Annotated in this window: 28 protein-coding genes and 1 tRNA gene; 19 read left to right on the forward strand and 10 right to left on the reverse strand. The window is 61.6% G+C overall.

Annotated elements, in window-relative coordinates:
* Positions 1 to 297: 297 nt before the first annotated feature.
* From SIN08_RS10225 to SIN08_RS10255, 8 genes are all read left to right on the forward strand, one after another.
* A complete protein-coding gene (locus SIN08_RS10225) occupies positions 298 to 1,518 on the forward strand; it encodes a tyrosine-type recombinase/integrase (protein WP_322451471.1) in 1,221 nt (406 codons plus the stop codon).
* Positions 1,518 to 2,147: a hypothetical protein gene (locus SIN08_RS10230; protein WP_322451472.1), complete on the forward strand. Its 630-nt coding sequence runs from the start codon at positions 1,518 to 1,520 to the stop codon at positions 2,145 to 2,147. The genes SIN08_RS10225 and SIN08_RS10230 overlap by 1 nt, the downstream gene beginning before the upstream one ends.
* 125 nt (positions 2,148 to 2,272) lie before the next feature.
* Entirely contained in the window at positions 2,273 to 2,410 is a 138-nt protein-coding gene (locus SIN08_RS10235; RefSeq protein ID WP_322451473.1) for a hypothetical protein, read from the forward strand.
* A complete protein-coding gene (locus tag SIN08_RS10240) occupies positions 2,407 to 2,745 on the forward strand; it encodes a hypothetical protein (RefSeq protein ID WP_322451474.1) in 339 nt (112 codons plus the stop codon). The genes SIN08_RS10235 and SIN08_RS10240 overlap by 4 nt, the downstream gene beginning before the upstream one ends.
* Positions 2,742 to 3,017, forward strand: a complete 276-nt coding sequence (locus SIN08_RS10245; RefSeq protein ID WP_322451475.1) for a hypothetical protein — start codon at positions 2,742 to 2,744, stop codon at positions 3,015 to 3,017. The genes SIN08_RS10240 and SIN08_RS10245 overlap by 4 nt, the downstream gene beginning before the upstream one ends.
* 76 nt (positions 3,018 to 3,093) lie before the next feature.
* Positions 3,094 to 3,303 (forward strand): ATP-dependent Clp protease proteolytic subunit, encoded by a 210-nt coding sequence (locus SIN08_RS23635; RefSeq protein WP_416208050.1) that lies wholly within the window; start codon positions 3,094 to 3,096, stop codon positions 3,301 to 3,303.
* The gene (locus tag SIN08_RS10250) at positions 3,300 to 4,187 is read left to right on the forward strand and encodes a hypothetical protein (protein WP_322451476.1); all 888 of its coding nucleotides are present in this window, start codon (positions 3,300 to 3,302) and stop codon (positions 4,185 to 4,187) included. Before SIN08_RS23635 ends, SIN08_RS10250 begins: the two co-directional genes overlap by 4 nt.
* Before the next feature lie 65 nt (positions 4,188 to 4,252).
* Complete coding sequence (locus SIN08_RS10255) at positions 4,253 to 4,990, forward strand: FkbM family methyltransferase (protein WP_322451477.1); 738 nt, start codon at positions 4,253 to 4,255, stop codon at positions 4,988 to 4,990.
* A 749-nt stretch (positions 4,991 to 5,739) separates the two neighbouring features.
* On the opposite strand, the gene SIN08_RS10260 is transcribed toward SIN08_RS10255, so the two are convergent.
* The gene (locus SIN08_RS10260) at positions 5,740 to 5,931 is read right to left on the reverse strand and encodes a hypothetical protein (protein ID WP_322451478.1); all 192 of its coding nucleotides are present in this window, start codon (positions 5,929 to 5,931) and stop codon (positions 5,740 to 5,742) included.
* Between the two features lie 76 nt (positions 5,932 to 6,007).
* Here SIN08_RS10260 and SIN08_RS10265 point away from each other — a divergent pair, with 76 nt between their 5' ends.
* Complete coding sequence (locus SIN08_RS10265) at positions 6,008 to 6,187, forward strand: hypothetical protein (RefSeq protein WP_322451479.1); 180 nt, start codon at positions 6,008 to 6,010, stop codon at positions 6,185 to 6,187.
* A 571-nt stretch (positions 6,188 to 6,758) separates the two neighbouring features.
* On the opposite strand, the gene SIN08_RS10270 is transcribed toward SIN08_RS10265, so the two are convergent.
* The 4 genes from SIN08_RS10270 to SIN08_RS10285 form a co-directional block, all read right to left on the reverse strand.
* Positions 6,759 to 7,070 carry a hypothetical protein gene (locus SIN08_RS10270; protein ID WP_322451480.1) on the reverse strand — a complete coding sequence of 104 codons (312 nt, stop codon included), beginning with the start codon at positions 7,068 to 7,070 and terminating at the stop codon, positions 6,759 to 6,761.
* Positions 7,071 to 7,238: 168 nt separating this feature from the next.
* On the reverse strand, positions 7,239 to 7,514 hold the full coding sequence (locus tag SIN08_RS10275) for a hypothetical protein (RefSeq protein ID WP_322451481.1): 276 nt from the start codon (positions 7,512 to 7,514) through the stop codon (positions 7,239 to 7,241).
* Positions 7,515 to 8,189: 675 nt separating this feature from the next.
* Positions 8,190 to 8,567, reverse strand: a complete 378-nt coding sequence (locus SIN08_RS10280; protein ID WP_322451482.1) for a hypothetical protein — start codon at positions 8,565 to 8,567, stop codon at positions 8,190 to 8,192.
* Positions 8,568 to 8,724: 157 nt separating this feature from the next.
* Positions 8,725 to 8,800 (reverse strand) — tRNA-Lys (locus SIN08_RS10285).
* Positions 8,801 to 9,007: 207 nt separating this feature from the next.
* Between SIN08_RS10285 and SIN08_RS10290 the strand changes: the two genes are divergently transcribed.
* Entirely contained in the window at positions 9,008 to 9,745 is a 738-nt protein-coding gene (locus tag SIN08_RS10290) for a cytochrome c biogenesis CcdA family protein (protein ID WP_322451483.1), read from the forward strand.
* Positions 9,746 to 9,812: 67 nt separating this feature from the next.
* The gene (gene glmU, locus SIN08_RS10295; protein ID WP_322451484.1) at positions 9,813 to 11,171 is read left to right on the forward strand and encodes a bifunctional UDP-N-acetylglucosamine diphosphorylase/glucosamine-1-phosphate N-acetyltransferase GlmU; all 1,359 of its coding nucleotides are present in this window, start codon (positions 9,813 to 9,815) and stop codon (positions 11,169 to 11,171) included.
* A gap of 7 nt (positions 11,172 to 11,178) precedes the next feature.
* Here glmU and SIN08_RS10300 read toward each other — a convergent pair whose 3' ends face one another.
* The gene (locus tag SIN08_RS10300; protein WP_322451485.1) at positions 11,179 to 11,925 is read right to left on the reverse strand and encodes a flagellar biosynthetic protein FliO; all 747 of its coding nucleotides are present in this window, start codon (positions 11,923 to 11,925) and stop codon (positions 11,179 to 11,181) included.
* A gap of 215 nt (positions 11,926 to 12,140) precedes the next feature.
* On the opposite strand from SIN08_RS10300, the gene cckA reads away from it, so the two are divergent.
* The gene (gene cckA / locus SIN08_RS10305) at positions 12,141 to 14,741 is read left to right on the forward strand and encodes a cell cycle histidine kinase CckA (protein WP_322451486.1); all 2,601 of its coding nucleotides are present in this window, start codon (positions 12,141 to 12,143) and stop codon (positions 14,739 to 14,741) included.
* Positions 14,742 to 14,866: 125 nt separating this feature from the next.
* On the opposite strand, the gene pncB is transcribed toward cckA, so the two are convergent.
* The gene (pncB, locus tag SIN08_RS10310) at positions 14,867 to 16,174 is read right to left on the reverse strand and encodes a nicotinate phosphoribosyltransferase (RefSeq protein ID WP_322451487.1); all 1,308 of its coding nucleotides are present in this window, start codon (positions 16,172 to 16,174) and stop codon (positions 14,867 to 14,869) included.
* 223 nt (positions 16,175 to 16,397) lie between these two features.
* Between pncB and SIN08_RS10315 the strand changes: the two genes are divergently transcribed.
* Positions 16,398 to 16,733: a hypothetical protein gene (locus tag SIN08_RS10315; RefSeq protein ID WP_322451488.1), complete on the forward strand. Its 336-nt coding sequence runs from the start codon at positions 16,398 to 16,400 to the stop codon at positions 16,731 to 16,733.
* A 22-nt stretch (positions 16,734 to 16,755) separates the two neighbouring features.
* Here SIN08_RS10315 and SIN08_RS10320 read toward each other — a convergent pair whose 3' ends face one another.
* Entirely contained in the window at positions 16,756 to 16,992 is a 237-nt protein-coding gene (locus tag SIN08_RS10320; RefSeq protein WP_322451489.1) for a hypothetical protein, read from the reverse strand.
* Positions 16,993 to 17,247: 255 nt separating this feature from the next.
* Between SIN08_RS10320 and SIN08_RS10325 the strand changes: the two genes are divergently transcribed.
* A complete protein-coding gene (locus SIN08_RS10325) occupies positions 17,248 to 17,517 on the forward strand; it encodes a hypothetical protein (protein ID WP_322451490.1) in 270 nt (89 codons plus the stop codon).
* Positions 17,518 to 17,526: 9 nt separating this feature from the next.
* Here the strand turns inward: SIN08_RS10325 and SIN08_RS10330 are convergent, their stop codons facing one another.
* Together SIN08_RS10330 and SIN08_RS10335 are read right to left on the reverse strand one after the other, a co-directional pair.
* A complete protein-coding gene (locus tag SIN08_RS10330; RefSeq protein ID WP_322451491.1) occupies positions 17,527 to 19,059 on the reverse strand; it encodes an acyl-CoA carboxylase subunit beta in 1,533 nt (510 codons plus the stop codon).
* A gap of 105 nt (positions 19,060 to 19,164) precedes the next feature.
* Entirely contained in the window at positions 19,165 to 19,605 is a 441-nt protein-coding gene (locus SIN08_RS10335; RefSeq protein ID WP_322451492.1) for a VOC family protein, read from the reverse strand.
* Positions 19,606 to 19,832: 227 nt separating this feature from the next.
* Here SIN08_RS10335 and SIN08_RS10340 point away from each other — a divergent pair, with 227 nt between their 5' ends.
* From SIN08_RS10340 to SIN08_RS10360, 5 genes are all read left to right on the forward strand, one after another.
* The gene (locus tag SIN08_RS10340) at positions 19,833 to 20,429 is read left to right on the forward strand and encodes a cold-shock protein (protein ID WP_322451493.1); all 597 of its coding nucleotides are present in this window, start codon (positions 19,833 to 19,835) and stop codon (positions 20,427 to 20,429) included.
* A 28-nt stretch (positions 20,430 to 20,457) separates the two neighbouring features.
* Positions 20,458 to 20,940 (forward strand): DUF192 domain-containing protein, encoded by a 483-nt coding sequence (locus SIN08_RS10345; RefSeq protein WP_322451494.1) that lies wholly within the window; start codon positions 20,458 to 20,460, stop codon positions 20,938 to 20,940.
* Positions 20,941 to 20,967: 27 nt separating this feature from the next.
* The gene (locus SIN08_RS10350; protein ID WP_322451495.1) at positions 20,968 to 21,723 is read left to right on the forward strand and encodes an alpha/beta hydrolase; all 756 of its coding nucleotides are present in this window, start codon (positions 20,968 to 20,970) and stop codon (positions 21,721 to 21,723) included.
* Between the two features lie 113 nt (positions 21,724 to 21,836).
* On the forward strand, positions 21,837 to 22,655 hold the full coding sequence (gene cysE, locus SIN08_RS10355) for a serine O-acetyltransferase (protein WP_322451496.1): 819 nt from the start codon (positions 21,837 to 21,839) through the stop codon (positions 22,653 to 22,655).
* Positions 22,656 to 22,766: 111 nt separating this feature from the next.
* On the forward strand, positions 22,767 to 22,976 hold the full coding sequence (locus SIN08_RS10360; protein WP_322451497.1) for a DUF3126 family protein: 210 nt from the start codon (positions 22,767 to 22,769) through the stop codon (positions 22,974 to 22,976).
* The last annotated feature ends 476 nt before the right edge of the window (positions 22,977 to 23,452 follow it).

Genomic DNA, 23,452 nt, shown 5'->3' on the forward strand with positions numbered 1-23,452 from the left:
TGGAATTCTGGGCGATTCTGGCACGCCGAATGGCGCGTGAAATCGGGTGAATTTTCGGCTTATGTTCCGATTTTGGTGAGCGCGCAGGGGCTCGAACCCTGGACCTACTGATTAAAAGTGGCGTCTGACAGAACATTCTCAAACAGCGGTAAACAGGAAACAACCCCGCAACACATTGCATTTCAAGGGATTGTGTGTTTCACCTTGTTCAAGGTCGTTCGCACGAGTTTCGCACTTCTGGAACCCATACGGAACCCAAGGCGAGATAAGTAGGCTGAACATAAGTAGGTGGAGCTCATGCCGAGAAAGAACCTCACCACCCGTTTCTGCGAAACCGTGAAGGTGCAGGAGCGGACGGATTATCAAGATGAGATGGTGCGCGGGCTTGCCCTGCGCGTGTCGCCCAATGGCACGAAGACCTGGAACGTGGTTTTCACCAGAGAGAGCGACGGCACAAAGCAGCGCGTGAAGGTCGGCCGCTTCCCGGCCATGCCGCTGGAGAAGGCTCGCACTGCCGCGCTGAAGATGGTCACGGCGGTTTCGGCGGGCGAAGACCCTTCCGAGGAAAAGCGCGCCCGCAAGGCTGCCATGACTGTGGAGAAGCTGGGCGAGCTTTACATCGAGAAATACGCCAAGCGGCGAAAGAAGACCTGGGCCGAGGACGAGCGTCTTCTGAAGCGCGAAGTCTATCCCGAAATTGGCCGTATGAAGGCGGTGGCGGTCAAGCGGCGTGACTTGCTCGACATCATCGAAGCGAAAGCCGAGGCTGGGCATGTGGCGCAGTCGACCCAAATCCTCGCCGTTGTCCGAAAGATGTTCAACTGGGCCGTTGACAGCGACTATCTGGATGCCTCTCCGGCCATTGGCGTAAAGCCTCGTGGAAAGGCAGTGAAACGCGATCGTGTGCTTTCCGATGCGGAGATGCGGACGATTTGGAGCGCGCTTCCTGAGGCGGCTGTGAGCGAGCCCACAAAAGACATTCTCCGCCTGCTCTTCCTCACCGGCCAACGCTCCGGTGAAGTCTGTGGCATGTCGCGCGGAGAGGTGGATACCGACCGGGCGCTATGGACCATACCCGGCACGAGGACGAAAAACGGGCTCGCCCATGTGGTGCCGCTATCGCCGACCGCCCTGGAGATCGTGGAAAGGGCACTCGACAAAGCTGACGATGAACTAGACGCGCCGCTGTTCTCACGCGTAGGCGAGCCGATCGAGAGTAATGCCATCGCCAAAGCCGTGAGGCTCAAGCTACAGAAGGCGGAGGCGCCTTGGACGCCTCACGACATTCGCCGCACGGTTGCCACTGGCATGGCGGCGCTCGGCATCGCGCCGCACATCGTCGAGGCCGTGCTGAATCATATCTCCGGCTTCCGGGCCGGCGTCGCCGGCGTCTACAATCGTAACCAGTATGAGCCAGAGAAGCGCCGCGCGCTCGACATGTGGGCGGAGCATCTAGGGGGAGTAATTGAAGGTCGTGAAGCCAAGGTCCGGCCGCTGCGCCGCCCGGAGGCCGTGTGATGGCGTGGCCCGGCAGTTGGACCGACGACGAGTTCGAGAGTAGTCAGAAGGAATTAGACAAATTTCTTGATGAGCACCTTGGTCCAGCGCCTGCGATCGGCGACCGGCTTGATGCTGAATATGTGATGATGCCGCTCTGGCTTCCGTCTGCCGGCCTGGGTGCGATGAACGCTCAACGCGAACGCGAGAAGCTGGCAAAGCTGCGCCAACTCGTGAACGAATTTTCCAAGTTGTGGTATTCGCTGCACTCTGACGTTAGGGGGGAGATGGAATTGCTTGGCGCGGCGATTGAAGACGCAAACCTTCCCGAACATGCAATGAAGCTTTATCTGTCAAGGATTCACAGGCTTGTCGGGCTAATAGATGAGATCCTGCCGAGCGCGCGTAAGGTTATCGACACCGCGCCGCGGGCGGGCCGCCGCAACCTGGTAAACGCAGGCATCGCCCGACATCTGCAAGCGGTTTGGTTCGAGCGGACGGGCACCCATGCGCCAAACAGCATGACAGAGGCCGGGTGTTTCGCGGAATTCATGATCGGTGCATTCAATGCTTTGCGCTTGCCGGGCAACCCCCGCGCGGCGCTAGACTCATGGCGAGCATTCAGAGCTACGCTTCCCGAACGCGAATAGCTCTGAATTACAGCCGGCCGAGCCGTGCTTACTGAATGTGACTGCTTCAATCGAAGGAGTCACATGTGCACAACCTCATATCCATAAAAGAAACCTGCCGGCGTACAACTTAGTCGCGCACGACGTTGTGGCAGAAGGTCCGCGACGGCCATTTCCCCAAGCCCGTTTCGTTCCCCGGTAGCATCCGCAAGGCATTCGTTGAGGAGGAAGTCAACGAGTACATCGCCGCCCGGATGGCCGAACGCGACGAGGTGGCTGCATGACTTATCCGAAAACGAAAAGGCCCGGCCAGTGCTGCAACACCGCCGAGCCTACGTCCGAACAACCCACTGGAGGATTTGAAATGAACGATGGAATAGATACCACGCGCTCCGATACCGGGCAATCAGAACTACCGATCGCGCGCCTGCGCCGCCTCTGTCGAGAATTGGTGGAGGCGATTGACGAATGGATCGAGAGCGACGTGCCTGGCGAGCAATGGGTGATCCATATCCTCCCATCTGCGCCCAGCCGGCAATCGATCCTGCTGGAAAATGTCACTGAGTATCCCACGGACTTCGACATTGCCTTTCCGGTCAAAGGTAGGGCTCAATCATGAAGCTTCCCGCCGACGACTCCGCCCGGACAACCTTCGATGTAATTGGCGACATGGAGGCCCCCCTTCATCGCGCTGCGGACCTCTCGCTCGCTCTTCTCAGGATCGGCGCCGAAATCGACGACGACGATTCCGCGATTGTCTGCACCCTGGTGGCCTTGGTGCTGGAAAATTGCCGGGCCGCGCAGAGGCTTCGGGGCGACGCCTTCAAACTGACGCATCCGCGCCGAGAACATTTCGAAAAGGCCGGCTGGCCGGGGGAGCGTGCAGCATGAGCAATCTCTTCTTCAAGGTGTCATTGCAGAACAACATCGACCGCTACCGTGACCTGCAGAAGTAACCGCGCGGCATCTGGATATCGTCATCGATTCCCGTGGCGGTGATTTCGAACAATCCATCGCGCTCTACAGGGCAATACGATGGGCTCCGGCCCTGACAAGACGTGTTCGCATGCTTCGCCATTGCAGCTCCGGTGCGATTGTCGCGATGGCCGGAGATGTCCGCATCGCCCGGCACGATACCGAGGTCGTGGCGTTGCGGCACCGCACAGCGTGCAGGTGAGTTTCGTCACCGTCGCCAACGACACGTCGGACCATCACTATGCCGGTGCGCGGCTCAAGAGCGGCACGGCCACGACGTTCGTAGGCTGCCAGTTCCTCCAGGGCCTCTTTTCGATGTTGATCGATGTCGAAGATGGCGACAGCGTCTTGAACACGACGATCACCGCCAAGTGCTATCTCGACAGTGCATCGCAGGCGGCACTGTGGTGCACGGCCACCGGTTCGGGCAATATCGCTCGGATCATGGCTTCATCGAGCTGGTTTTCCACGGCCGGCCAAGGGGAAGGTATCGTTCTCGCGTCGATGGGTACGGGAGCCAGCGATGGCGTCGAAATCGATGGGTGCGAGCTCGTTCTGAACTCAGGCAGCGGCCTCAAGCTCACAGACGCAAAGTGGAAGAACACCCGCGTCAACGGGGGTGTCGCCGCAGGGAATAATATCGGTGTCGAGTTAGCGGCTGGCGTCAGCGACGTTTCCGTGCGGAATATGACGATCGGAGCGAGCGACGGCTTCGCCGGAAACTCCAATGGGATGTTCATTGCAGCCGGTGCAGGGGATCGCATCGAAATTCAGAACAACACGATGCGCGGCAACACGTCCACCACCATCAACAGTGCCACGGGCCTCAACAATCGCATTGAGGGGAATGCCGGCTACAACGATACGCCAGTCGGCTCCTCGATCGCGGTCGGCGCATCACCGTTCACCCATCGCGCGGGGCCGTCTCCAGAGACGATCTATATTTCGGGCGGAACCGTTTCGGCGATTGTGGTGGCGGGCGTGACTGCATTCACCAATACCGGGCACACCGTCGAACTTGCCCCCAATGAGACGGTTCAGGTCACGTATTCATCGGCGCCATTTATGAACCGCGTGAGACATTGAGATTTGCTGTTTCTAAACTTAGGATCGAGTCGAGGAGACCATCTCAATCTGCCGGGAGGGCGTGCATGAGAGCGGAATTCGAAGAATATGTTGTCAAAGGCAGGCAGATGTATGGGATGTCGTTCGACTTCCTAATTACCGACCCTGTCGCAGAGGATTGGTACGGTCCAGAAAATCAGGAAATGATCGAGCGCCGATGGTGCGTAGACAACATCAAGCCAGGTATGGTGGCTGCTGATTGTGGTGCGCACCACGGCATCATGACGTTGCTCTTCAGCAAACTGGTTGGCCCTGATGGGTTTGTCTATTCCTATGAAATACTTCCGGATAACGCTGAAATTGTGCGCCGAAATGTGGAACTAAATCGCCTCGTGAATGTGGAGGTTTTCCCATACGGTATCGGGGATACTGTGATGAACACCTTGGCCCTATCTCACCATGGCAATGGTGTTGCATCTTCTAGCGGAGATGTGTCCGTTTCGATCGTGCCGCTAGACCTGCAGTTTGGGCGCAAACGACAGGTCCATTTCCTAAAGATCGATGTCGAAGGGTCCGAACTCGCGGCGTTGAGAGGGGCGCGGGAGACGATCAAGGAGCATCGTCCGCTGATAGACTTGGAAGTCCATAATTTCCTTTTTAAGGATCCGAGGTCCGTTCTGGTGGGGATATTCGAATTTTTGGCTGAAGGTTGGGCGATAGAAGTGTCGGACAATCAGAACCCTACTGAGCCGATCGATTGGAAGGCGGATCTCGACAGACTTTCGGCCATGTTCAATCCGCACATTTTCTTCAAGCCCATATAGGCTCAGCAGCGCCTCTGACCTAACCACCTGAAGGCACTGTAGATAGGGCCCGTTTTGAGTTGCACACTTTGGCACAAAAGAACCGGCCCAGGTGGGGGGCCTGGGCCGGTGGTTCACGGGGGGGTGAACAGCAACTGGCGTTGCATTGCGACGAACTGCGGACGCGGCGATTTGTTCCCCGCTTAGGGCAACGGCTTATCCGGCCGCTCCCGAAAAAGGGTGGTGGGCCGTCGTCATATCGCTGCAATCCCAACGCGCTACCTTCTCCGATGTCCTGAAGCTCCCAAGAGTGCCGGGGTAGCCACAGCACTCAAGGCGCGACCTTCCGCGCCGGAAACCGGCTTCCCCTACCAACATCACCGTGAACACGGTTCATGAGTTGTGACTTTTGTGCACGCATGAAGAATGTGACAAAACCGCCGGCGGACGGGGTGCACCGAAGTTGAAGGAGCGCAACGTGAAGAAACTTCTTCCGATGTCATTTGCCGCTGTCGCCGCAATTGCTTTGGCGGGTTGCGGTAGCACATCAGAACCGACGTATGATCCGCCACCGCCCCCGGGACAAACCACGATGTCCGGGCCCGCTGACTCGCCTCCCCCTCCAGGGCAAACCACGATGTCTGGACCTGACGACATGAGTGCACCGCCACCACCCGGCCAGACTACCATGCAATAAGCTCTGGCAAGGCGAAACTGGCGGGGCCCTTGATAGGGGGCACCGCCAGGTCGTGCGGTGGATCGCCGTCGCTTCAGAGATCCTGGAACCGCCCCAGAAGCGCAATTATCGTCCCCGCACCCAGCAGCGCGATCTGTATCGCAAGGGTACTCCCGTCCTGATCGGCCTCGTTCTTGATCCGGTCGAGACTGCCGATGAACGTCTGCTCGGCGCTCTTGATGTTGCGCAGAAATGTGTCCGCCTTGGCCTGCAAGACGACCGTCACTTCAGAGGATCTGTCGCTTGAACCGGGGAACATTCAGACCGTGGGTATGTTGGTTCCGCAGACGATGGAGAGTCCCATGAACAAAGACATGAAGAACCAACCGCATTCCGATCAAGAAAAAGAGAAAATCCGCAAGGCCAGCGGCGATAAGCCGATGAAAGAAGGAGGTACTGCTGGTGGGCTCGACGAGCGCACGAAGCATGGCCTTGGCGAGACCGAAGACAAGATCCGGAAACGCTTGAAAGACAAAGAGTAACAGTGTGGGCCGCGACCACCGCGGCCCCCCGCTTGCGGCTTACACCGCCGACCGGGGCGCCAAGCCAACCCTACATTCCAAAAAAAGGATGCTAACTCGACCGGCCCCTGCGCTCAATATCGTCGAGCAGTTCCGAGATCTGTTCGGTTGAAAGGACAAGCCGCGGGCTGATCAACCGAGTTTTCCATGGAGCCCCGTAAGCAGAACAAGCGTCGGCGTCAGCGTGAGGCCAAGAACTGAAGCAGGGGCGGCATGGGCGCGTGTTCGGGCTATCTCGTCCAATTACTAATCTTGGCCCTTCTCCGGGGCTGCAACGCTAGGAGGGCTTTCTTCCTCCCCAGTGGCGCGCAGGTTCTCCCTTCCTAGAAGGACGATGCCAGCTGCAAGGACAGCAAGGGCTATGAGCGCCAATAGGGCCGCAGTTCGATTGCGCATGCGCACCTCCCCTTAATAGGCCCGTAACGGCTGACTGGGAGGCTAGGTTGCCTCCAAAGAGATTTTCGCGCCAGTTCAGTAAGCAGGCTCGGAGCCCATCCGGTCTCATATGCCGGGAATAGAGAGTTCGGCTGGTTCACTGGCTGCGGCCGTTCCTGCCTATGGCTCCTCCCTCGTCATCCCACCGTTCGAGGGCTTTCCGCCTGATCGTCTTGGGCTCTTGCTCGCCGTCATAATCTATCTCAAATCCTGCAACTGATGCTTCGCTCGCGATCGCGTCCATGAGTTCGCTATCTGAGACACTGAGATCTGGGAAAACGCGCCGTACTGCTCCGAGCGCCTCGGACACTGCGAACGGCTCCTTCTCTTTATGAGCGGCAGCGAGGAACTGCTTTATCGCCTCTCGGACTTCAGACGGGATGTTGTGGTCGTCGTGAGCTTTGGCCATGACGGTCGCCTCCTGACAGCATCGAGATCGAGTTGATCTCGCAAAACGTACAGTAGCATATGCTGCGAATTCGAAGCGGAGAGGATGCCGCTTGCGCGCGGCGACAGAACCGGCCCGTCCCGACCAGAAACACCCCGAGAGAGGGCGGAGGCGATGGGGCCGGATTGATCACCCAGACCCTCCGTCCGACGCTCGATGAGCGGCCCATGCTTGTTCTGCGCGCAGGAGAGCGTCGATCTGAATGCGGCGCCCATTCGGTCCGGCGAGCTCCGCATAATCGTCAGAAACACGATGGAAAATGACGGTCATCCCAAAACTCGTGATGCTGACCGGCTCTTCTCCTTCGAGGCTTTCCTCCGGTATTTCGAAATCGATCGTGCGCGTCTGGAAAGTAACTCCGACTGTGCCGCTCCAAATATGAAAAACGCCAGGCGGCGTGGTCATCTCTACCGAGAGTCTAACGCGAACACGTCCAGATTTCCCTGCATACCTTCAAAAGTTTGGATTTTCCCCTGACTCAGGCCCTAGCGATGCCGTGCTGCTAGCGTATACTGAAGCCAAGCTTCCGAGTGACGGGTTTTCAGTTGTCGGCGAGTTAGATCCGTCGCTCCGGGTTGGGGACCTGATATTCGACATTGCAGGAATCCGCTATCACCTTAAAGGTGGAACGTGCGCAGCAACGGTCGGCGATGAATTGATTTTTAGGCGCGAGCCGTCAAACCCTCATGATCCACAGCCATCGAGGTTATTTGCAATGGAGTGCGAATTGGTTACGTCAATCGCCTCCAAGCAGAAACATTCGGTTACTGGATGCGGCATCGACATGTTGACGCTCATGTACAGCGTGTGAACGGCCGTGCAGGTAATCCAAAGGTCTATGCACTGGTTCGGGTTCGGCCAGCGGAAGGCTCGATCGCTGCATGATTCATGATGGGCCTGGCGTACTCGCATTTTGCGCGTGTCGGTCACTTCGCATCCATGTCGCGTGTCGCAGGAAACCCTTCGAAATTAAGGAATGAGCAATCATAGAGGTCACAGCGCCAAGAGGGAGGCGCTCTCGGCAGCCTACCGGTTCGTCAGGCTTTCTGCGAATTCCTGGCCGCGAGGGAGAGGCCACGCTCAATCCTTCAACTCGTCCTCGCGAATGCTGAGTCGAGCAATCTCGAATTCCTGAACTTGGCCGCGCTGACGGGCGCGTTCCAGCGAGTCTCGCCAGCTATCGCTCGAGTGGGGCCCGATTGCAGGATCGCACTCAACGGAGATTTCATTGAGCGCCCCGGTCTTCGGTTGGTCGCTGCCATAGGGGGCAGTCTCCGGATGTTCCAGCCGCCACCAGACTTGCCGCACGATCATGTCTTCGCCATACGGCTCCCGCTTGTCAGGACGATGGATTGATATGTAGTCGCCGGGCTTCGGCAATGCGGGAAGATCGAAGTCGAGCGAGTAGTCTGGTTTCAGGCTCCCGACTTCACGGACAACAATGGTCGCTTTTGGCATAGCTTACCCCACCCTCTCTTGTTGGCTGCCCACTATGCGGAGCAGGGGAGGGAAGGGCAACATGGAACCCGCGGAACCCATACGGAACCCAAACGCCATTTTGGCGAAATGATAAGTAGACTGTTCTCGATAATCTGTTGGTTTAATTGACACTTTTTGGTGAGCGCGCAGGGGCTCGAACCCTGGACCTACTGATTAAAAGTCAGTTGCTCTACCAGCTGAGCTACGCGCTCCTGCACGGGCGTCCGTGTCGAAGTGCGGCGGAACATAGTGAGACGCGCTCGGGCGGTCAACTCCAAAGGCCGCTCTCGGCAGGCGTCTGTCGGCCCTTTGCGCCAAGGCCTACGCGGCTGCGGCGCTTTGCCACGAGATGGTGATTGGAGCGTGTGGCGGTTGGCCGTTATATGCGGGGCATCGGACCGCATCATGTGGATTGAGGAATGGCGATCGATATCGGCTATACAAGCGCGCTTCTGGCGGGGGCCGTGTCGTTCCTGTCGCCCTGCGTCCTGCCGCTGGTGCCGCCTTATCTCTGCTATATGGCGGGTGTTTCGGTGGAGGATTTCCGCCGGCCCGAGGAGCACGCCGGTGCGCGGCTGGCGCTGCTGTCCGCCGCGCTCGCCTTCGTCCTCGGTTTTTCCACCGTCTTCGTGGCGCTGGGCGCCGGCGCTTCGACGATCGGGGCGCTGCTGCGCGCGTGGCAGCAGGAACTCGCCATGGCGGCCGGCGTCGTCATCATACTCATGGGGCTCAACTTCCTGGGTGTCGTGCGCATTCCGCTGCTTTCCCGCGAGGCGCGCTTCCGGGCCGGCGGCAAGCCGGCGGGTCTCGGTGCGGCCTATGTGATGGGGCTGGCCTTCGGTTTCGGATGGACGCCCTGCATCGGGCCGGTCCTGGGCCCCATCCTGACGCTTGCCGGCGGGCGCGAAACGGTGGGTGAGGGGGCGCTGATGCTAGGGGTCTATTCGGCCGGGCTCGGCATTCCCTTCCTTGTCGCAGCCCTTTTCTCCGACAGCTTCATGCGCTTCCTGCAGCGCTTCCGCATGCATCTGGCAACGGTGGAAAAGGTGATCGGCGGCCTGCTCGTGATCGCCGGCGTTCTGTTCCTGACGGGCGGCATGCAGACCATGGCTTATTGGCTGCTGGAAACTTTTCCCGCCCTGGGCCGGCTCGGATAGCGCATTGGCGCCCGTCCCCTCGGGTGCTACAGATCGAGCGATTCCCGGTCTGAAAGCGGATTTTCCCATGGACGACAGAAGCTGCCTTGCCGTCATCCTTGCCGCGGGCGAGGGCACCCGCATGAAGAGCACGACACCGAAGGTGCTGCACAAGATCGCCGGCCTGGAAATGGTCGCGCATGTGATGGCAACGGCCGGAAAGGCCGGCGCGGACGCCATGGCGCTCGTCGTCGGTAACGGGGCCGAGCAGGTCGAGGCCGCCCTCGAGGGGAGGGCGGGCGGCAGTGTGAAGCCGGAAGTGCATGCCCAGCGCGAGCGGCTGGGTACCGCCCACGCTGTGCTCGCCGCGCGCGCCGCGCTCGCCCGCGGTTATGACGATGTGCTGGTGCTGTTCGGCGACCATCCGCTGCTGGAACCGGAGGTGCTTTTGAACGCGCGTTCGAAGCTGGCCGGGGATGCGGATGTGGTCGTGGTCGGGTTCCGCCCACCCGTGCCCGCCGGCTATGGGCGGCTGATCGAAAGCAGCGGCCAGCTCGTCGCGATCCGCGAGGAGAAGGACTGCTCGGAGGCGGAACGGCGGATCGGCTTCTGCAACAGCGGCCTGATGGCGCTTTCCGGCCGGTGCGCTCTCGACTTGCTGGAATCGATCGGAAACGACAACGCCCAGGGCGAGTACTACCTGACCGACGTCGTCGAGATCGCCAACGGCCGCGGGCTTTCGGTCGTCGCCATCGAGACGAGCCACGAAAGCGCCCACGGCGTCAACGACCGTGCCCAGCTCGCCGAGGCCGAGGCGATCTGGCAGGCGCGGACGCGGCGCGCGATGATGCTGTCGGGCGTGACGCTGATTGCCCCCGAGACCGTTTTCTTTTCCCATGACACGCAGATCGGCGCCGATACGGTAATCGAGCCGAATGTCTGGTTCGGACCCGGCGTCGAGGTCGCCTCCGATGTACGCATCCATGCCTTTTCGCATCTGGAGGGCGCGCGCGTCGAAGAAGGCGCGACGGTCGGTCCCTTCGCGCGGCTGCGGCCCGGCGCGGAAATCATGGAGAAGGCCAAGATCGGCAATTTCTGCGAGGTGAAGAAGGCGCGCATCGGCGAGGGGGCCAAGGTGCCGCATCTTTCCTATGTCGGCGACGCCTCCGTCGGCGCGGGCGCGAATATCGGCGCCGGCACCATCACCTGCAACTATGACGGCTTCAACAAGCATCACACCGAGATCGGGGCGGGCGCCTTCATCGGCACCAATTCCTCCCTCGTCGCGCCGGTCTCGATCAGCGCCGGCGCCTATGTCGCTTCCGGAAGCGTGATCACGCACGATGTGCCGGAGGATGCACTGGCCTTCGGCCGGGCGCGCCAGGTCACGCGCGAGGGACGGGGAAAGCTGCTGCGGGAGAAGCTCTCGGGCGACAAGGCGAAGTAGACGGCCCTCAGGCCTTCTTGTCGCGCTCCTCGGACAGGTCATCGAGCAGCCGGCTCATCTCGTCTTCGATGGAAGCCTCCGACCGGCGGTGGGGAGCGGGCGTTTCGTCCGGCACGGCGGGCGCGGGAACCGTCTCGTCGGCTCCGCCTTTCCCGGCGTGGTCCGTCCGCGCCGGCTCCTGGGTCGGAATTTCCGGTTCCGTGCGCGCCCGCGGCGCAGGCCAAAGGTCCGTCTCGACCCTGGGCATCTGCGGTTCTTCCCGGTCGGCGGGGGCAGCTTTCTCGACGCGGGGTGCAGAGCGCTGGTCTTCCGGAACGGGTGCGCGGTTCTGAGGCGGTGTGCCGGGCTCTCCGGACGCCGCCTGTGCTGCCGGGCCTGGGGCAGGCGCGGCCGGGCGGCGCGGTAGTATCGGCGCCGGGGCGTTTTGCCGGGGGCGCTGTTGCGCCGTTCCCGTATCGCGCATGCGAATCTGCGGCTCCACCACCACGTCGTTGCTGCCGCCGATCAGGATAAGGTGCTCGATATCGTCGCGGCGCACCAGCACCAGCCGCCTCTGGCTGTCGACGGCAACGGCATCGACGACCGCCAGGCGCGGCAGCCGGTTGCGCCCGCCGGCAATGAAGGTGCCCCGGCCGCGGCCGCGCAAGAGGCGGACGGCGATCAGCACGACCACGAGCAGCGCGAGGGCGGCCAGCGTCCACAGAAATGCCCCGGCAACGGTTCCCCCCGCCAGGCCGGACAACCACTCATTCATGCTACGCTCCACTGCTCGCTTCCCTTTACGGAAGTAAACTATGCGCCGTCACCGGGGGCGACAAGGCACAATCACGCGGACGCGGCGGCGGCACGGCCAAGCCCCGAACAGCCCTGGGACTTTACGGTTGGCTACCTTTGCACTGCGCCGGTGCCCTGATATATGGCGAAGGAACCAAGGGGCCGCTTGCAGTCGGCACAGCAGGCAGGGAACGGATGGCCAGACACAGTGGCGGCGAAATTGACACGGCACCCATCATCGACCAGGGGGCACGGCCAGGCATCATTACCCGGCTGATCATCTTCATCATCGTTCTGACCGGCTCGGCGCTGGTCTTCGCCATCTTCCAGAACCGGCTCGGCGACGGTTTCCTCCTGGGCGTGCTGGGCATCATGGCAATGATCGGGGTCGGCTATTTGTTCGCCAGCGCCATCGGTTTCATCCAGATCGCGCCGCGATCCACCGGGGACGAACTGTCGCGCGCCTTCATCGATACGATGAACGAGGGCCTGCTGGTCACTGACGCAAAGGGTCGAATCCTCTACGCCAACCGCGCCTATGCGGAGCTGACCGGGGCCAGCTCTGCCGCCGACGTCAAGACGGTCGAATCGCTGCTCTCGGACAATCCCGAGGCCGCGCCGACCATCGAGCGCCTCGCCGGCGGCTTGCGCGACGGGCGCGCCGGCGACGGCGAATTCCGCCTGTCGCGCCCCATTCGCGCCGGAGCCGAGCCGGGCGCGCGCTGGTATCGCGCCTGGGCCCGCGTCTTCAAGGTTCCCGGCCACCGCAAGCCGGTGTCGGCGTGGCTTATCACCGATATCTCCGACGAGCGGGCGGAGCAGGAGCGTTTCTTCCTCGACCTTCAGAAGGCGATCGACCACCTCGATCATGCACCGGCCGGATTCTTCGCCGCCGATCCCGACGGCCGCCTGACCTATATCAACGCGACGCTCGCCGAGTGGCTGGGCATCGATCTGGTGAACTTCGTGCCGGGTGCCCTGACATTGCCGGACATCATCGCCGGCGACGGCATGGCGCTCGTCGATGCGGTCAAGGCCGAGCACGGCACCACGCGCAATGCTGTCATCGACCTCGACCTAGCGACGGTGCGCGGCGAGGCGCTTCCCGTGCGCTTCATGCACCGCGTTTCCACCACGCGCGAGGGAACGCGCGGGCCGATACGCACCATCGTGCTCAACCGTACCCTGGGCGAGGACGCCTCCGCCGATCTGCGTGCATCCGAAGTGCGCTTCACGCGGTTCTTCAATTCCACGCCGATGGCGATCGCCAGCGTCGACAGCGAAGGGCGCATTCTGCGCACCAACGCGCCTTTCCTGTCCCTGTTCTCGAGCGTGGTCGATCGGGATGCGGTGGACCGGCGCATCCGCCTCGACACGGTGATGCACCAGCGCGACCGTGAAGCCTTCGCCATGGCACTCGAGAAGGCCAAGCAACGCCAGGCCGACATCGCACCGATCGATACCGTCCTGCCCGACAATGAAGAGCGTCACATGCGCTTCTACGTCAACGCGGTGGCCGATCCCGTCGGCGAGGGTGCGGAGGAGGCGGCGATCGTCTACGCCGTCGAGACGACCGAGCAGAAGGCGCTCGAGGCGCAGATGGCGCAAAGCCAGAAGATGCAGGCCGTCGGGCAGCTTGCCGGGGGAATCGCACACGACTTTAATAACGTTTTGACGGCCATCATCATGGCGTCGGACCTGCTCCTGACGAACCATAGGCCGTCCGATCCGTCCTTCCCGGACATCATGAACATCAAGCAGAACGCCAACCGGGCGGCGTCTCTGGTGCGCCAGCTCCTGGCCTTCTCACGCCGCCAGACGCTGCGGCCGGAGGTGCTCAACCTCACCGACGTTCTGGCCGATCTGCGCATGCTCCTGTCGCGTCTCGTCGGCAACGACATCGCCCTGGCCATCGAGCACGGCCACGATCTGTGGCCGGTCAAAGCCGATATCGGGCAGTTCGAGCAGGTAGTGGTGAACCTTGCCGTCAACGCCCGCGACGCCATGCCGGAAGGGGGCAAGCTGACGGTGCGCACGAAGAACGTGACGGCGGACGAATGCGCCGTTTTCGGTTATCGCGAGCTTCAGCCGGCCGATTACGTGCTCGTGGAGGTCGAGGACACGGGAACGGGCATTGCGCCGGAGACGATCCGCAAGATCTTCGAGCCCTTCTTTACCACCAAGGAAGTGGGCAAGGGGACGGGGCTCGGCCTGTCGATGGTTTACGGTATCGTCAAGCAGACGGGCGGATTCATTTTCTGCGATTCGGAGGTGGAGAAGGGGACAACCTTCCGGATCTTCCTGCCGCGGCACGTCCCGACGGCCTCGGAGACCGATGCTGCCCAGCAGGCCGCGGAGAACGGAGCGGCCGAGCAAGCATCGAAGGCGCGCGAGGCAAACCGCGACCTGTCGGGTTCGGCGCGTGTGCTTTTGGTGGAAGACGAGGACGCGGTACGCATGGGCAGCGTGCGTGCCCTTTCCTCGCGCGGGTACGAGGTGCACGAGGCAAGCTCCGGCACGGAAGCGCTGGCGATCTTCAATGAGCTTGACGGCAAGATCGACATCGTCGTCTCCGACGTCGTCATGCCCGAGATGGATGGGCCGACGCTTCTTGGAGAATTGCGCAAGGCGCAGCCGGACATCAAGTTCATCTTCGTCTCGGGCTACGCCGAAGACGCCTTTGCCAAGAACCTGCCGTCAGATGCGATTTTCGAGTTCCTGCCGAAACCCTTTTCCCTCAAGCAGCTGGCGACGGTCGTGAAAGAGATGCTCGAGGAAAAGGACGAGAAGCAGTAACCCCTTGTCGAGATGGCTTCGGTGGGCCCGGCCGGTGGTGATGCGTTGACGTAACGGCATGGCTCATCGAGCGTGAGCCGAAAAGCTACGCCCGAACGGCTCCAGGCGCTTTCCGGCCGGCGGTTTCAGATGGTAACGGTCTGGCGTGTCCGGTTGGCGCTTCCGAAGATCCGCAGATAGCGCGCGATCTCGTCGGGATCGCCGGTCGCCTTTTCCGGGTTGTCGGAAAGCTTGACCGCCGGCCGGCCGTTGGCGTCGCTCACCTTGCAGACCATCGAGATGGCCCTGAGGCTGTCGATCTCCTCCGGTGCGCAATCCTTGAAGTCGTTGGTGAGGTTGGTTCCCCAGCCGAAGGCCATACGCACGCGCCCCTTGAAGTGTCGATAGGTGCGCTCGATCGTATCGACGTCGAGGGCGTCGGAAAAGATCAGCAGTTTCTCGCGCGGATCGTAGCCGTGCTCCTTCCACCACGAGATGATGCGCTCGCCGCCTTCGATCGGCGGTGCGCTGTCGGGGCGGAAGCCGGTCCAACCGGCGACCCAGTCGGGCGCATCCCTCAGGAAGGCGTCGGTGCCGAAGGTGTCCGGCAGCACGATCAGCAGATTGCCGCCGTAATAGGTCTGCCAGTCCTCGAGCACTCTGTAGGGTGCGGCCTTCAGTTCCTCGTCGGTCTGCGCCAGCGCGGCCAGCACCATTGGCAGTTCGTGCGCGTTGGTGCCGAGCGCCTCGAGGTCGGAATCCATGGCCAGAAGCACGTTCGACGTACCTGTGAAGGCATCGCCGATGCCCTCCTTCAACGCCTCGACACACCAGCGTTGCCAGAGAAAGGAATGGCGGCGCCTGGTACCGAAATCCGAGATCCGAATTTCCGGATAGCGTTTGAGGCGCTCGACCTTGGACCAGACCTTGGCCTTGGCGCGTGCGTAGAGGACGTCGAGCGCAAACGGCCCCAGGGAGCGCATCGCCGCGCGCGAGCGCAGCTCGTTGATGATGGCGAGCGCCGGAATCTCCCACATGGTCGTTTCCGACCAGCTGCCGTGGAAATGCAGTTCGAATTGCCCATTGTGGCGCCGTAGCTCGTATTCCGGCAAGCGAAAGTCTGCCAGCCACGACAGAAACTCGGGCTGGAAAATATGTCTGCGCCCGTAGAAGGTGTTGCCGGCCAGCCAGATCATCTCCTTTTTAGTGAAGCGAATCGTACGGGCGTGATCCAACTGTTCGCGCAGCTCGCCTTCATCGATTTCGTCGCCGAGCCGGACCGCCTTGTTGCGGTTCATGAGCGAGAAGGTCGCGTTCACCTCCGGATAAAGCCCGCGGATCATCTGCAGCATGAGCAGCTTGTAAAAATCCGTGTCGAGCAGGCTGCGGATGATCGGGTCGAGCTTCCAGGTGTGATTGTACACCCGACGCGCAATATCGGTCTTGGTCGGCATCCTCATCCCCGCTCGACAATGACACACGCACCGAGCATGCGTTCCGGCGCAACCGACAACGCAGAACAACAAATGTCAATGTCGGCCCGCAAGCTTCGTTCACGGCGGGAACAAAGACTGCGAGCCGCGGTTCTGTGTCCACGCGGCTCGGAGCAGCGACACATCCGATGGGCTGGGACGTTGCCTGGGTGAGATTGTTCCGGGGGCAACCCTGAGGAAGGTTATGTCTTGCGCATACGCATTTCCGCCCGGTCCTGCCCTTAGCGTGCTGGTGCTGCTTGCCGCTTCTGCGGCGCCGGCGCCAGGGCTCGCTCATCAGGCAAAAACAGGCTGGGCGTATCCCTTCGCATGCTGCTCAAACAAGGACTGCCGCGAGATTCCCGCCGATCTCGTATCCGAACGGCCGCAGGGTTATGTCCTGGAGCCTACGGGTGAGGTGGTCGGCTATTCGGACGACCGCGTGAAGATCTCTCCCGACGGCGTTTACCACTGGTGTTCGGTGGCCGGAAGGAACGACTCGCGGACAATCTGCCTGTTCGTACCGCCACGCCTGTTCTGAACGGCCGCCGAGAAAGCAGAGCCTAAGCCTCCTCCTGCGAATCGTACTGCGGGTTGTCGTCGATAACGCCGAAGTCCTGGGACTTCGCACCGTCAGCCGCCTTCAAGAACCCACCCGCCGACAAGCCGCGCCGCAGCAGCTCGCGCACTGCCGCCGCACGGCTGGGCATACGGTTCTCGAACCTGAAATCCTCGAGTGCGCGGAGTTCTTCCTCGCTCAGCATGATCTGCAAACGTTCGGGTCGTACCAGCGCCGCCACCTCTCCCTCCACACAGCAAGCGACTCCACCTGAGAATGGACCAAGGAAGATGGGCATGCCCTACCGATGCGTCAAGAATGCAAAATGAGTTGCTTACTCATTTCGTGTAATCGAGAGAACATGCACAATGAACATGTCATACTAACTAATTGAAAAATAGAAGGAAAAGTCTTGCTAGAAGCGCTAGGTGCGCTACTGTCACAGTATCCATCGAAACTTCGGGGGCAGGCTTCCGCGCTATCGAGAGGCATGTATATGGTTGAGCTCTTGCAGGACCTTGAGGCAACGGTAAGACATGCGTTGGATCGCGAGGGGCACGTCAACGTTCCGGCGATTGCTCTTGAATTGAACGCCCGCCATGCCGGCGAGGCGTGCTGCGTTCCGGAAATGGAATCGCAGGTACTCGCAGCGGCGCTGCAACTGCGGGCTGTCGTCTTTTTTCAAAGTCCCGTTCAACGCCGTCCTGTCGAGTTGTCGGCCAGCGGCTCGGAGGCGGGTGTTAAGCGGCTTGGCGGGGAAGGCTGACGCGGGGCATCACAGCGGAATGTTGTCGTGCTTCTTCCACGGGTTCGCCAGTTCCTTGCCGCGCAGCATGCGCAGCGCCCGTGCGACCCGGAAGCGGGTGGAGCGGGGCATGATCACTTCATCCACATAGCCGCGCTCGGCCGCCACGAAGGGTGAAAGAAAACGCTCCTCGTACATGCGCGTATGGCGGGCGATCTTCTCGGCATCGTCCAGGTCCTTGCGAAAGATGATCTCGACGGCTCCCTTGGCGCCCATCACGGCGATCTGCGCGGTCGGCCAGGCATAGTTGACATCTCCGCGCAAGTGCTTTGACGCCATCACGTCGTAGGCGCCGCCGAAGGCCTTGCGTGTGATCACGGTGATCTTGGGGACGGTGGCCTCGGCATAGGCGAAGAGCAGCTTCGCGCCGTGCTTGATGAGGCCGCCATATTCCTGGCCCGTGCCGGGCAGGAAGCCGGGCACGTCGACGAAGGTGACGAGGGGGATGTTGAAGCAGTCGCAGAAGCGCACGAAGCGGGCGGCCTTGCGCGAGGCGTCCGAGTCGAGGACGCCGGCGAGCACCATCGGCTGGTTGGCCACGAAACCCACGGTGCGGCCCTCGATGCGGCCGAACCCCGTGACGATGTTGCCCGCAAAGTCCTTCTGGATCTCGAAGAAGTCGCCTTCGTCCGCCGTCTTCAGAATCAATTCCTTGATGTCGTAGGGCTTGTTCGCGTTTGCTGGGACCAGCCGGTCCAGCGCATCGTCCGGCTCGCGAATGTCGCCGTGGTGCTCGATCGCCGGCATCTCGCCCGTGTTGGAGGCGGGCAGAAAGTCGATCAGGCGGCGCATCTGCATCAACGCCTCGACGTCGTTGTCATAGGCGCCGTCGGCGATGGAGGACTTGGTCGTGTGGATGTGCGCTCCGCCGAGTTCTTCGGCCGTGACCGACTCGTTGGTGACGGTTTTGACCACATCCGGGCCCGTGACGAACATGTAGGCGGTGTCGCGCACCATGAAAATGAAGTCCGTCATGGCCGGCGAATAGACGTCGCCGCCCGCGCACGGCCCCATGATAACGGAAATTTGCGGAATGACGCCGGAGGCCAGAACATTCCTCTGGAATATCTCGGCATAACCGCCGAGCGCGGCCACGCCCTCCTGAATGCGTGCGCCGCCGGCGTCGTAAAAGCCGATGATCGGCGCCCGGTTCTTGAGCGCCATGTCCTGGACCTTCATCACCTTTTCGGCGTGGGCCTCGGAAAGCGAACCGCCGAAGATGGTGAAGTCCTTGGCGAAGACGAAGACGGCGCGCCCGTTGACGGTACCCCAGCCGGTGACAACGCCGTCGCCGGAATACCGGGTCTTTTCCATGCCGAAATCGGTGGACCGATGCTCGACGAACATGTCGAACTCCTCGAAGGAGCCTTCGTCGAGAAAGACCTCGAGGCGCTCGCGGGCCGTCAGCTTGCCCTTGGCGTGCTGTCCGTCGATGCGTGCCTTGCCGCCGCCGGCGCGAGCGGCGGCGCGACGCCGCTCAAGTTCCTTGAGAACCTCTTTCATGCTCCTCCCCGGAATAGGGTGGTAGGGCGTAAGGCAATAAGGCAGCGGAGGGGGAAAAACCAGCCATTGGCCACTCCCTGCTCCCACTGCCTATGCCTTAAATCCTTACCAGGTCCCGGTATTTTCCATCGACGCCCAGGGTTCCGCTTTCGGCTTTGCCTCGCCCTTCTGCAGAAGCTCGATGGAGATGCCGTCAGGCGATCGGATGAAGGCCATGTGGCCGTCGCGCGGCGGACGGTTGATGGTCACCCCGCCATCCATGAGATGCTGGCAGGTCGCGTAGATGTCGTCGACTTCATAGGCCAGATGGCCGAAGTTGCGGCCGCCCCGATAGTCTTCCGGATCCCAGTTGTAGGTGAGCTCGATCAGCGGTGCCCGCGTCTTTTCGGCCGTTTCCGCATCTTCGGGAGCGGCAAGGAAAATGAGGGTGAAGCGCCCCTTCTCGTTCTCGACGCGGCGCTTTTCCACCAGACCCAGCTTGTTGCAGTAGAAATCCAGGGATTCATCGATGTCGCGAACGCGGACCATGGTGTGCAGATAGCGCATGGCAGGCCTCTCCTTTGTGATCGATAGGCGTGGAAGATAGGGTGGAGCAGTGCCCCGCGGCAATGGGGCCCGGATCAGATGCCATTTATAGCAGCATTACATCGTCGCCGAAGTAAATCCCGGACGCTGTTGAAAATCGCCGTGCAGGACTTGCTAAGTCATGAATGTGCAATGCTATCCTTCGGTCGTAGAATCAGTCCTGCGGACTTGAGGAAAGGCAAAAACGAATGGAGGACAATTCCTCAACGGCACGAGGGCTTGCAGGTAGCGAACGGGCCCGGGGGGCGGGCAACACGGAAGAAACGTCGGAGCTGATCGAGATCTCCGGCGCCATAAAATGGTTCGATGTGGCCAAGGGGTTCGGCTTCATCCTCCCCGACGACACGCAACTGGGCGATGTCCTTTTGCATGTCTCCTGCCTGCGGCGTGACGGCTATCAAACCGCCCTTAGCGGTGCGCGTGCCGTTTGCCTGGCCCGCTACGGCGAAAAGGGGCTCCAGGCGTTCAAGATCCTGTCGATGGACAACTCCACCGCCAGCCATCCCGCCGAGGACCAGGAGCAGCGCACGCACGTGAAGGTCGCTCCCGAGAGCGGGCTCGAGCGTGCGCTCGTGAAATGGTTCAATCGCACCAAGGGCTTCGGTTTTCTCACCCGCGGTGAAGGAACGGAGGACATCTTCGTCCATATGGAAACGTTGCGCCGCTATGGCGTGACGGAGCTGCGCCCGGGGCAGGTGGTGCTCGTGCGCTACGGGCGTGGGGAAAAGGGCCTTATGGCCGCCGAAATTCACCCGGATATCGGAACGCTGCCGGTCTCCCATTGAAAGGCCGGCGCCGGACCGGAGTGTTTCCATGCGCCATGTGATCTCGTTTCTTCTTTCGCTTGCCCTCATGGTGGGCGGCGGCACGATGGCTTGGGCGCAGGAGCCGATGCTTCTGCCCACCCATCCCGAACCGCTCCTGGCGGAGACCGGGGCAGGCGAACGCAGCTTTACGATCGAGATTGCCGACACCGCCGAGAAGCGGGCGCGGGGACTCATGTTCCGCCGCAGCATGGGCGACGATCACGGAATGCTCTTCGTTTTCGAGGAAAGCCGCAATCGCGCCTTCTGGATGAAGGACACGCCGATGCCGTTGGACCTGCTCTTCGTCGGCGAGGACGGAAGGGTGCAGGCGATTGAACGCGGTGAACCCTTTTCGACCGATGGCATAGCCCCGGACGCGCGGGCACAGTTTGTGCTTGAACTGAAGGCGGGAACCGCGCAGAGAACCGGTATCGAAGTCGGCGACCGCCTGCGTCATCCGCTGATCGACGCGGTCGCCCAGAACGGTTGAACTCTGTGGCGGGAGCCTCTTGAGCACATGCAGTCTTTCTTCCATGACCGTTTAGAGATCGCCTTCATCGACGAGGGAGAGGGCGATCCCGTCCTCCTCATCCATGGTTTCGCATCCACCCATCTCGTCAACTGGGTCTCGCCGGGGTGGGTGAAGACCCTGCGTGATGCCGGATACCGGGTGATCGCGCTCGACAATCGCGGCCACGGGCGCTCGTCGAAAAGCCATGAGCCGCAGGACTATACGCCGGAGAAGATGGCCGGCGATGCGGCCGCGCTGCTGGCCCATCTTGGTATCGTGCGTGCGCATGTGATGGGCTATTCGATGGGCGCGCGCATCGCCGCCTTTCTGGCCCTCGGCCATCCGGATCTGCCGGTCACGCTGGTTTTCGGCGGCCTCGGCATCGGCATGGTCGAAGGCGTCGGCGATTGGGATGCGATCGCCGACGCACTGCTTGCGGAGGACCCCGACAGCATCGGTCATGAGCGGGGGCGGATGTTCCGCGCCTTCGCCGACCAGACAAAGAGCGATCGCCACGCGCTCGCCGCCTGCATCTCCACTTCGCGGACCTTGCTGACGCCCGAGCAGGTTTCCGAAATCACGGTGCCGACGCTGGTCGCGGTCGGCACGAACGACGACATCGCCGGCGCGCCGGAGCCGCTGGCGCAGATGCTGCCGCATGGCGAGGCCTTCGCCGTGGAGGGCCGCGATCACATGCTTTCGGTCGGAGACCGAACCTTCAAGGCGCGCGTTCTGGATTTCCTGAAGGAGCATGCCCTCTAGACGCATGCTCAATTGTACTTGAACGGTGTTCAGGCTTTTTGTGTTTCATTGAAACGCATTTGTGTCCTAAATTAGCAATGAGCTTCGAACAGCCACAGGCACGGGAGGCCCGTATGGAGGCCAGACACGCCCTGCGCAGCGACGCGCCGCAATCCATGGATCCGATCTGGTCCGAGATTCGCAAGGAAACGCAGGCGGCGGTCGAGAACGATCCGCTGTTGGCGGCCTTCCTTTACGCAACGGTGCTAAACCATGGCTCGCTTGAAGATGCGGTCATCCACCGCGTGGCCGAGCGACTCGACCATCAGGATTTGAGCGCCGATCTCATCCGGCAGACCTTCCAGGCCATGTGGGAGGACCAGCCGGACTGGGGCACGGAGGTCCGCGTCGACATCCAGGCATATTACGACCGCGATCCCGCTTGCGACCGGTTCGTCATGCCGGTGCTCTATTTCAAGGGTTTTCACGCCATCCAGACGCATCGGCTGGCGCACTGGCTGTGGAACCAGGGGCGCCACGACTTCGCGCTTTACCTGCAAAGCCGCTCCTCGGTCGTCTTCCAGACCGACATCAACCCGGCGGCGAAGATGGGCAAGGGCATTTTCATCGACCATGCCACGGGGCTCGTGGTAGGTCAGACCGCGGTGGTGGAGGACAATGTCTCCATCCTTCACAATGTCACCCTCGGCGGCACGGGCAAGGAGGCTGGAGACAGGCATCCGAAAGTGCGCCATGGCGTGCTGATCGGCGCCGGCGCCAAGATTCTTGGCAATATCGAGATCGGCCATTGCACGAAGGTTGCGGCCGGCTCCGTCGTCGTCAAGTCGGTACCGCCCAACAAGACCGTCGCCGGCGTGCCCGCCCGCATCATAGGCGAGGCCGGATGCCAGGAGCCGTCGCGCGCCATGGACCAGCTTCTGCGCGACACCTGAGCAGTCTCGGCAGCCGCTTTCGCGGCTGGACGGCGGATCGAGGGCTTTACATTCGCGCCGCCCGCGTGCCAGAAGCGGCGCGGCCATCGCAACAGCCAGCGGAGAAGTTTGTTGAAGCCGGAAGAGATCAGGAAGCTCGACGCCTATTTCAAGCGCACGTTCAAGAATCCCGCACTGAGCGTCAAGGCGCGGCCCAAGAAGGACGACTCGTGCGAGCTTTATCTCGGCGACGAATTTCTCGGCATCATCTTCAAGGACGAGGATGAGGGCGAGCTGTCCTACAATTTTTCAATGGCCATCCTCGACATAGACCTGGATTGATCCGTGCCGCCGGTGAGCGGAAGACGCTGCGGTCTTCCGGCCAGCCTGCTCCAGCTGTTGCCGGTGCGGCAGCGCTTCGGTCTTGATCCGATAAACCAGGCTGCGTCCTCGTCATAGATTTGAGCTTCCTGCGTCGTTTCCGCTGCGAAGCGACACGGAGTCGGCGGTGCGGCGAAGCCGCAAGCCCCTCTCGCAAGAGTTATCACCAGAATCGCCGCACATGGAAAAGGCGCGTAAACGGTGTGCCCTTCGGGCTTGCCGTCCGCGCGGCGCGCCGTACTGCGCTCCGCAAGAAAAGCGGAGCCGGCCCCGGGGAGGGCCGGCTCCTAACCCGGTCGATGGGGACGGGGAGGTGGGGACTCGACCGGGTTTCCATTAAGCCCGTCAGCAATGTTCGATGGCGACCGTGCCGATGCTTAACAGCGCACGGAGGAGCAGGGGGCGAAGCACGAACCTGCTCGACAACAAGCCACTCG

The organism is Chelativorans sp. M5D2P16 (assembly GCF_034427935.1).
GTDB lineage: Bacteria > Pseudomonadota > Alphaproteobacteria > Rhizobiales > Rhizobiaceae > Chelativorans.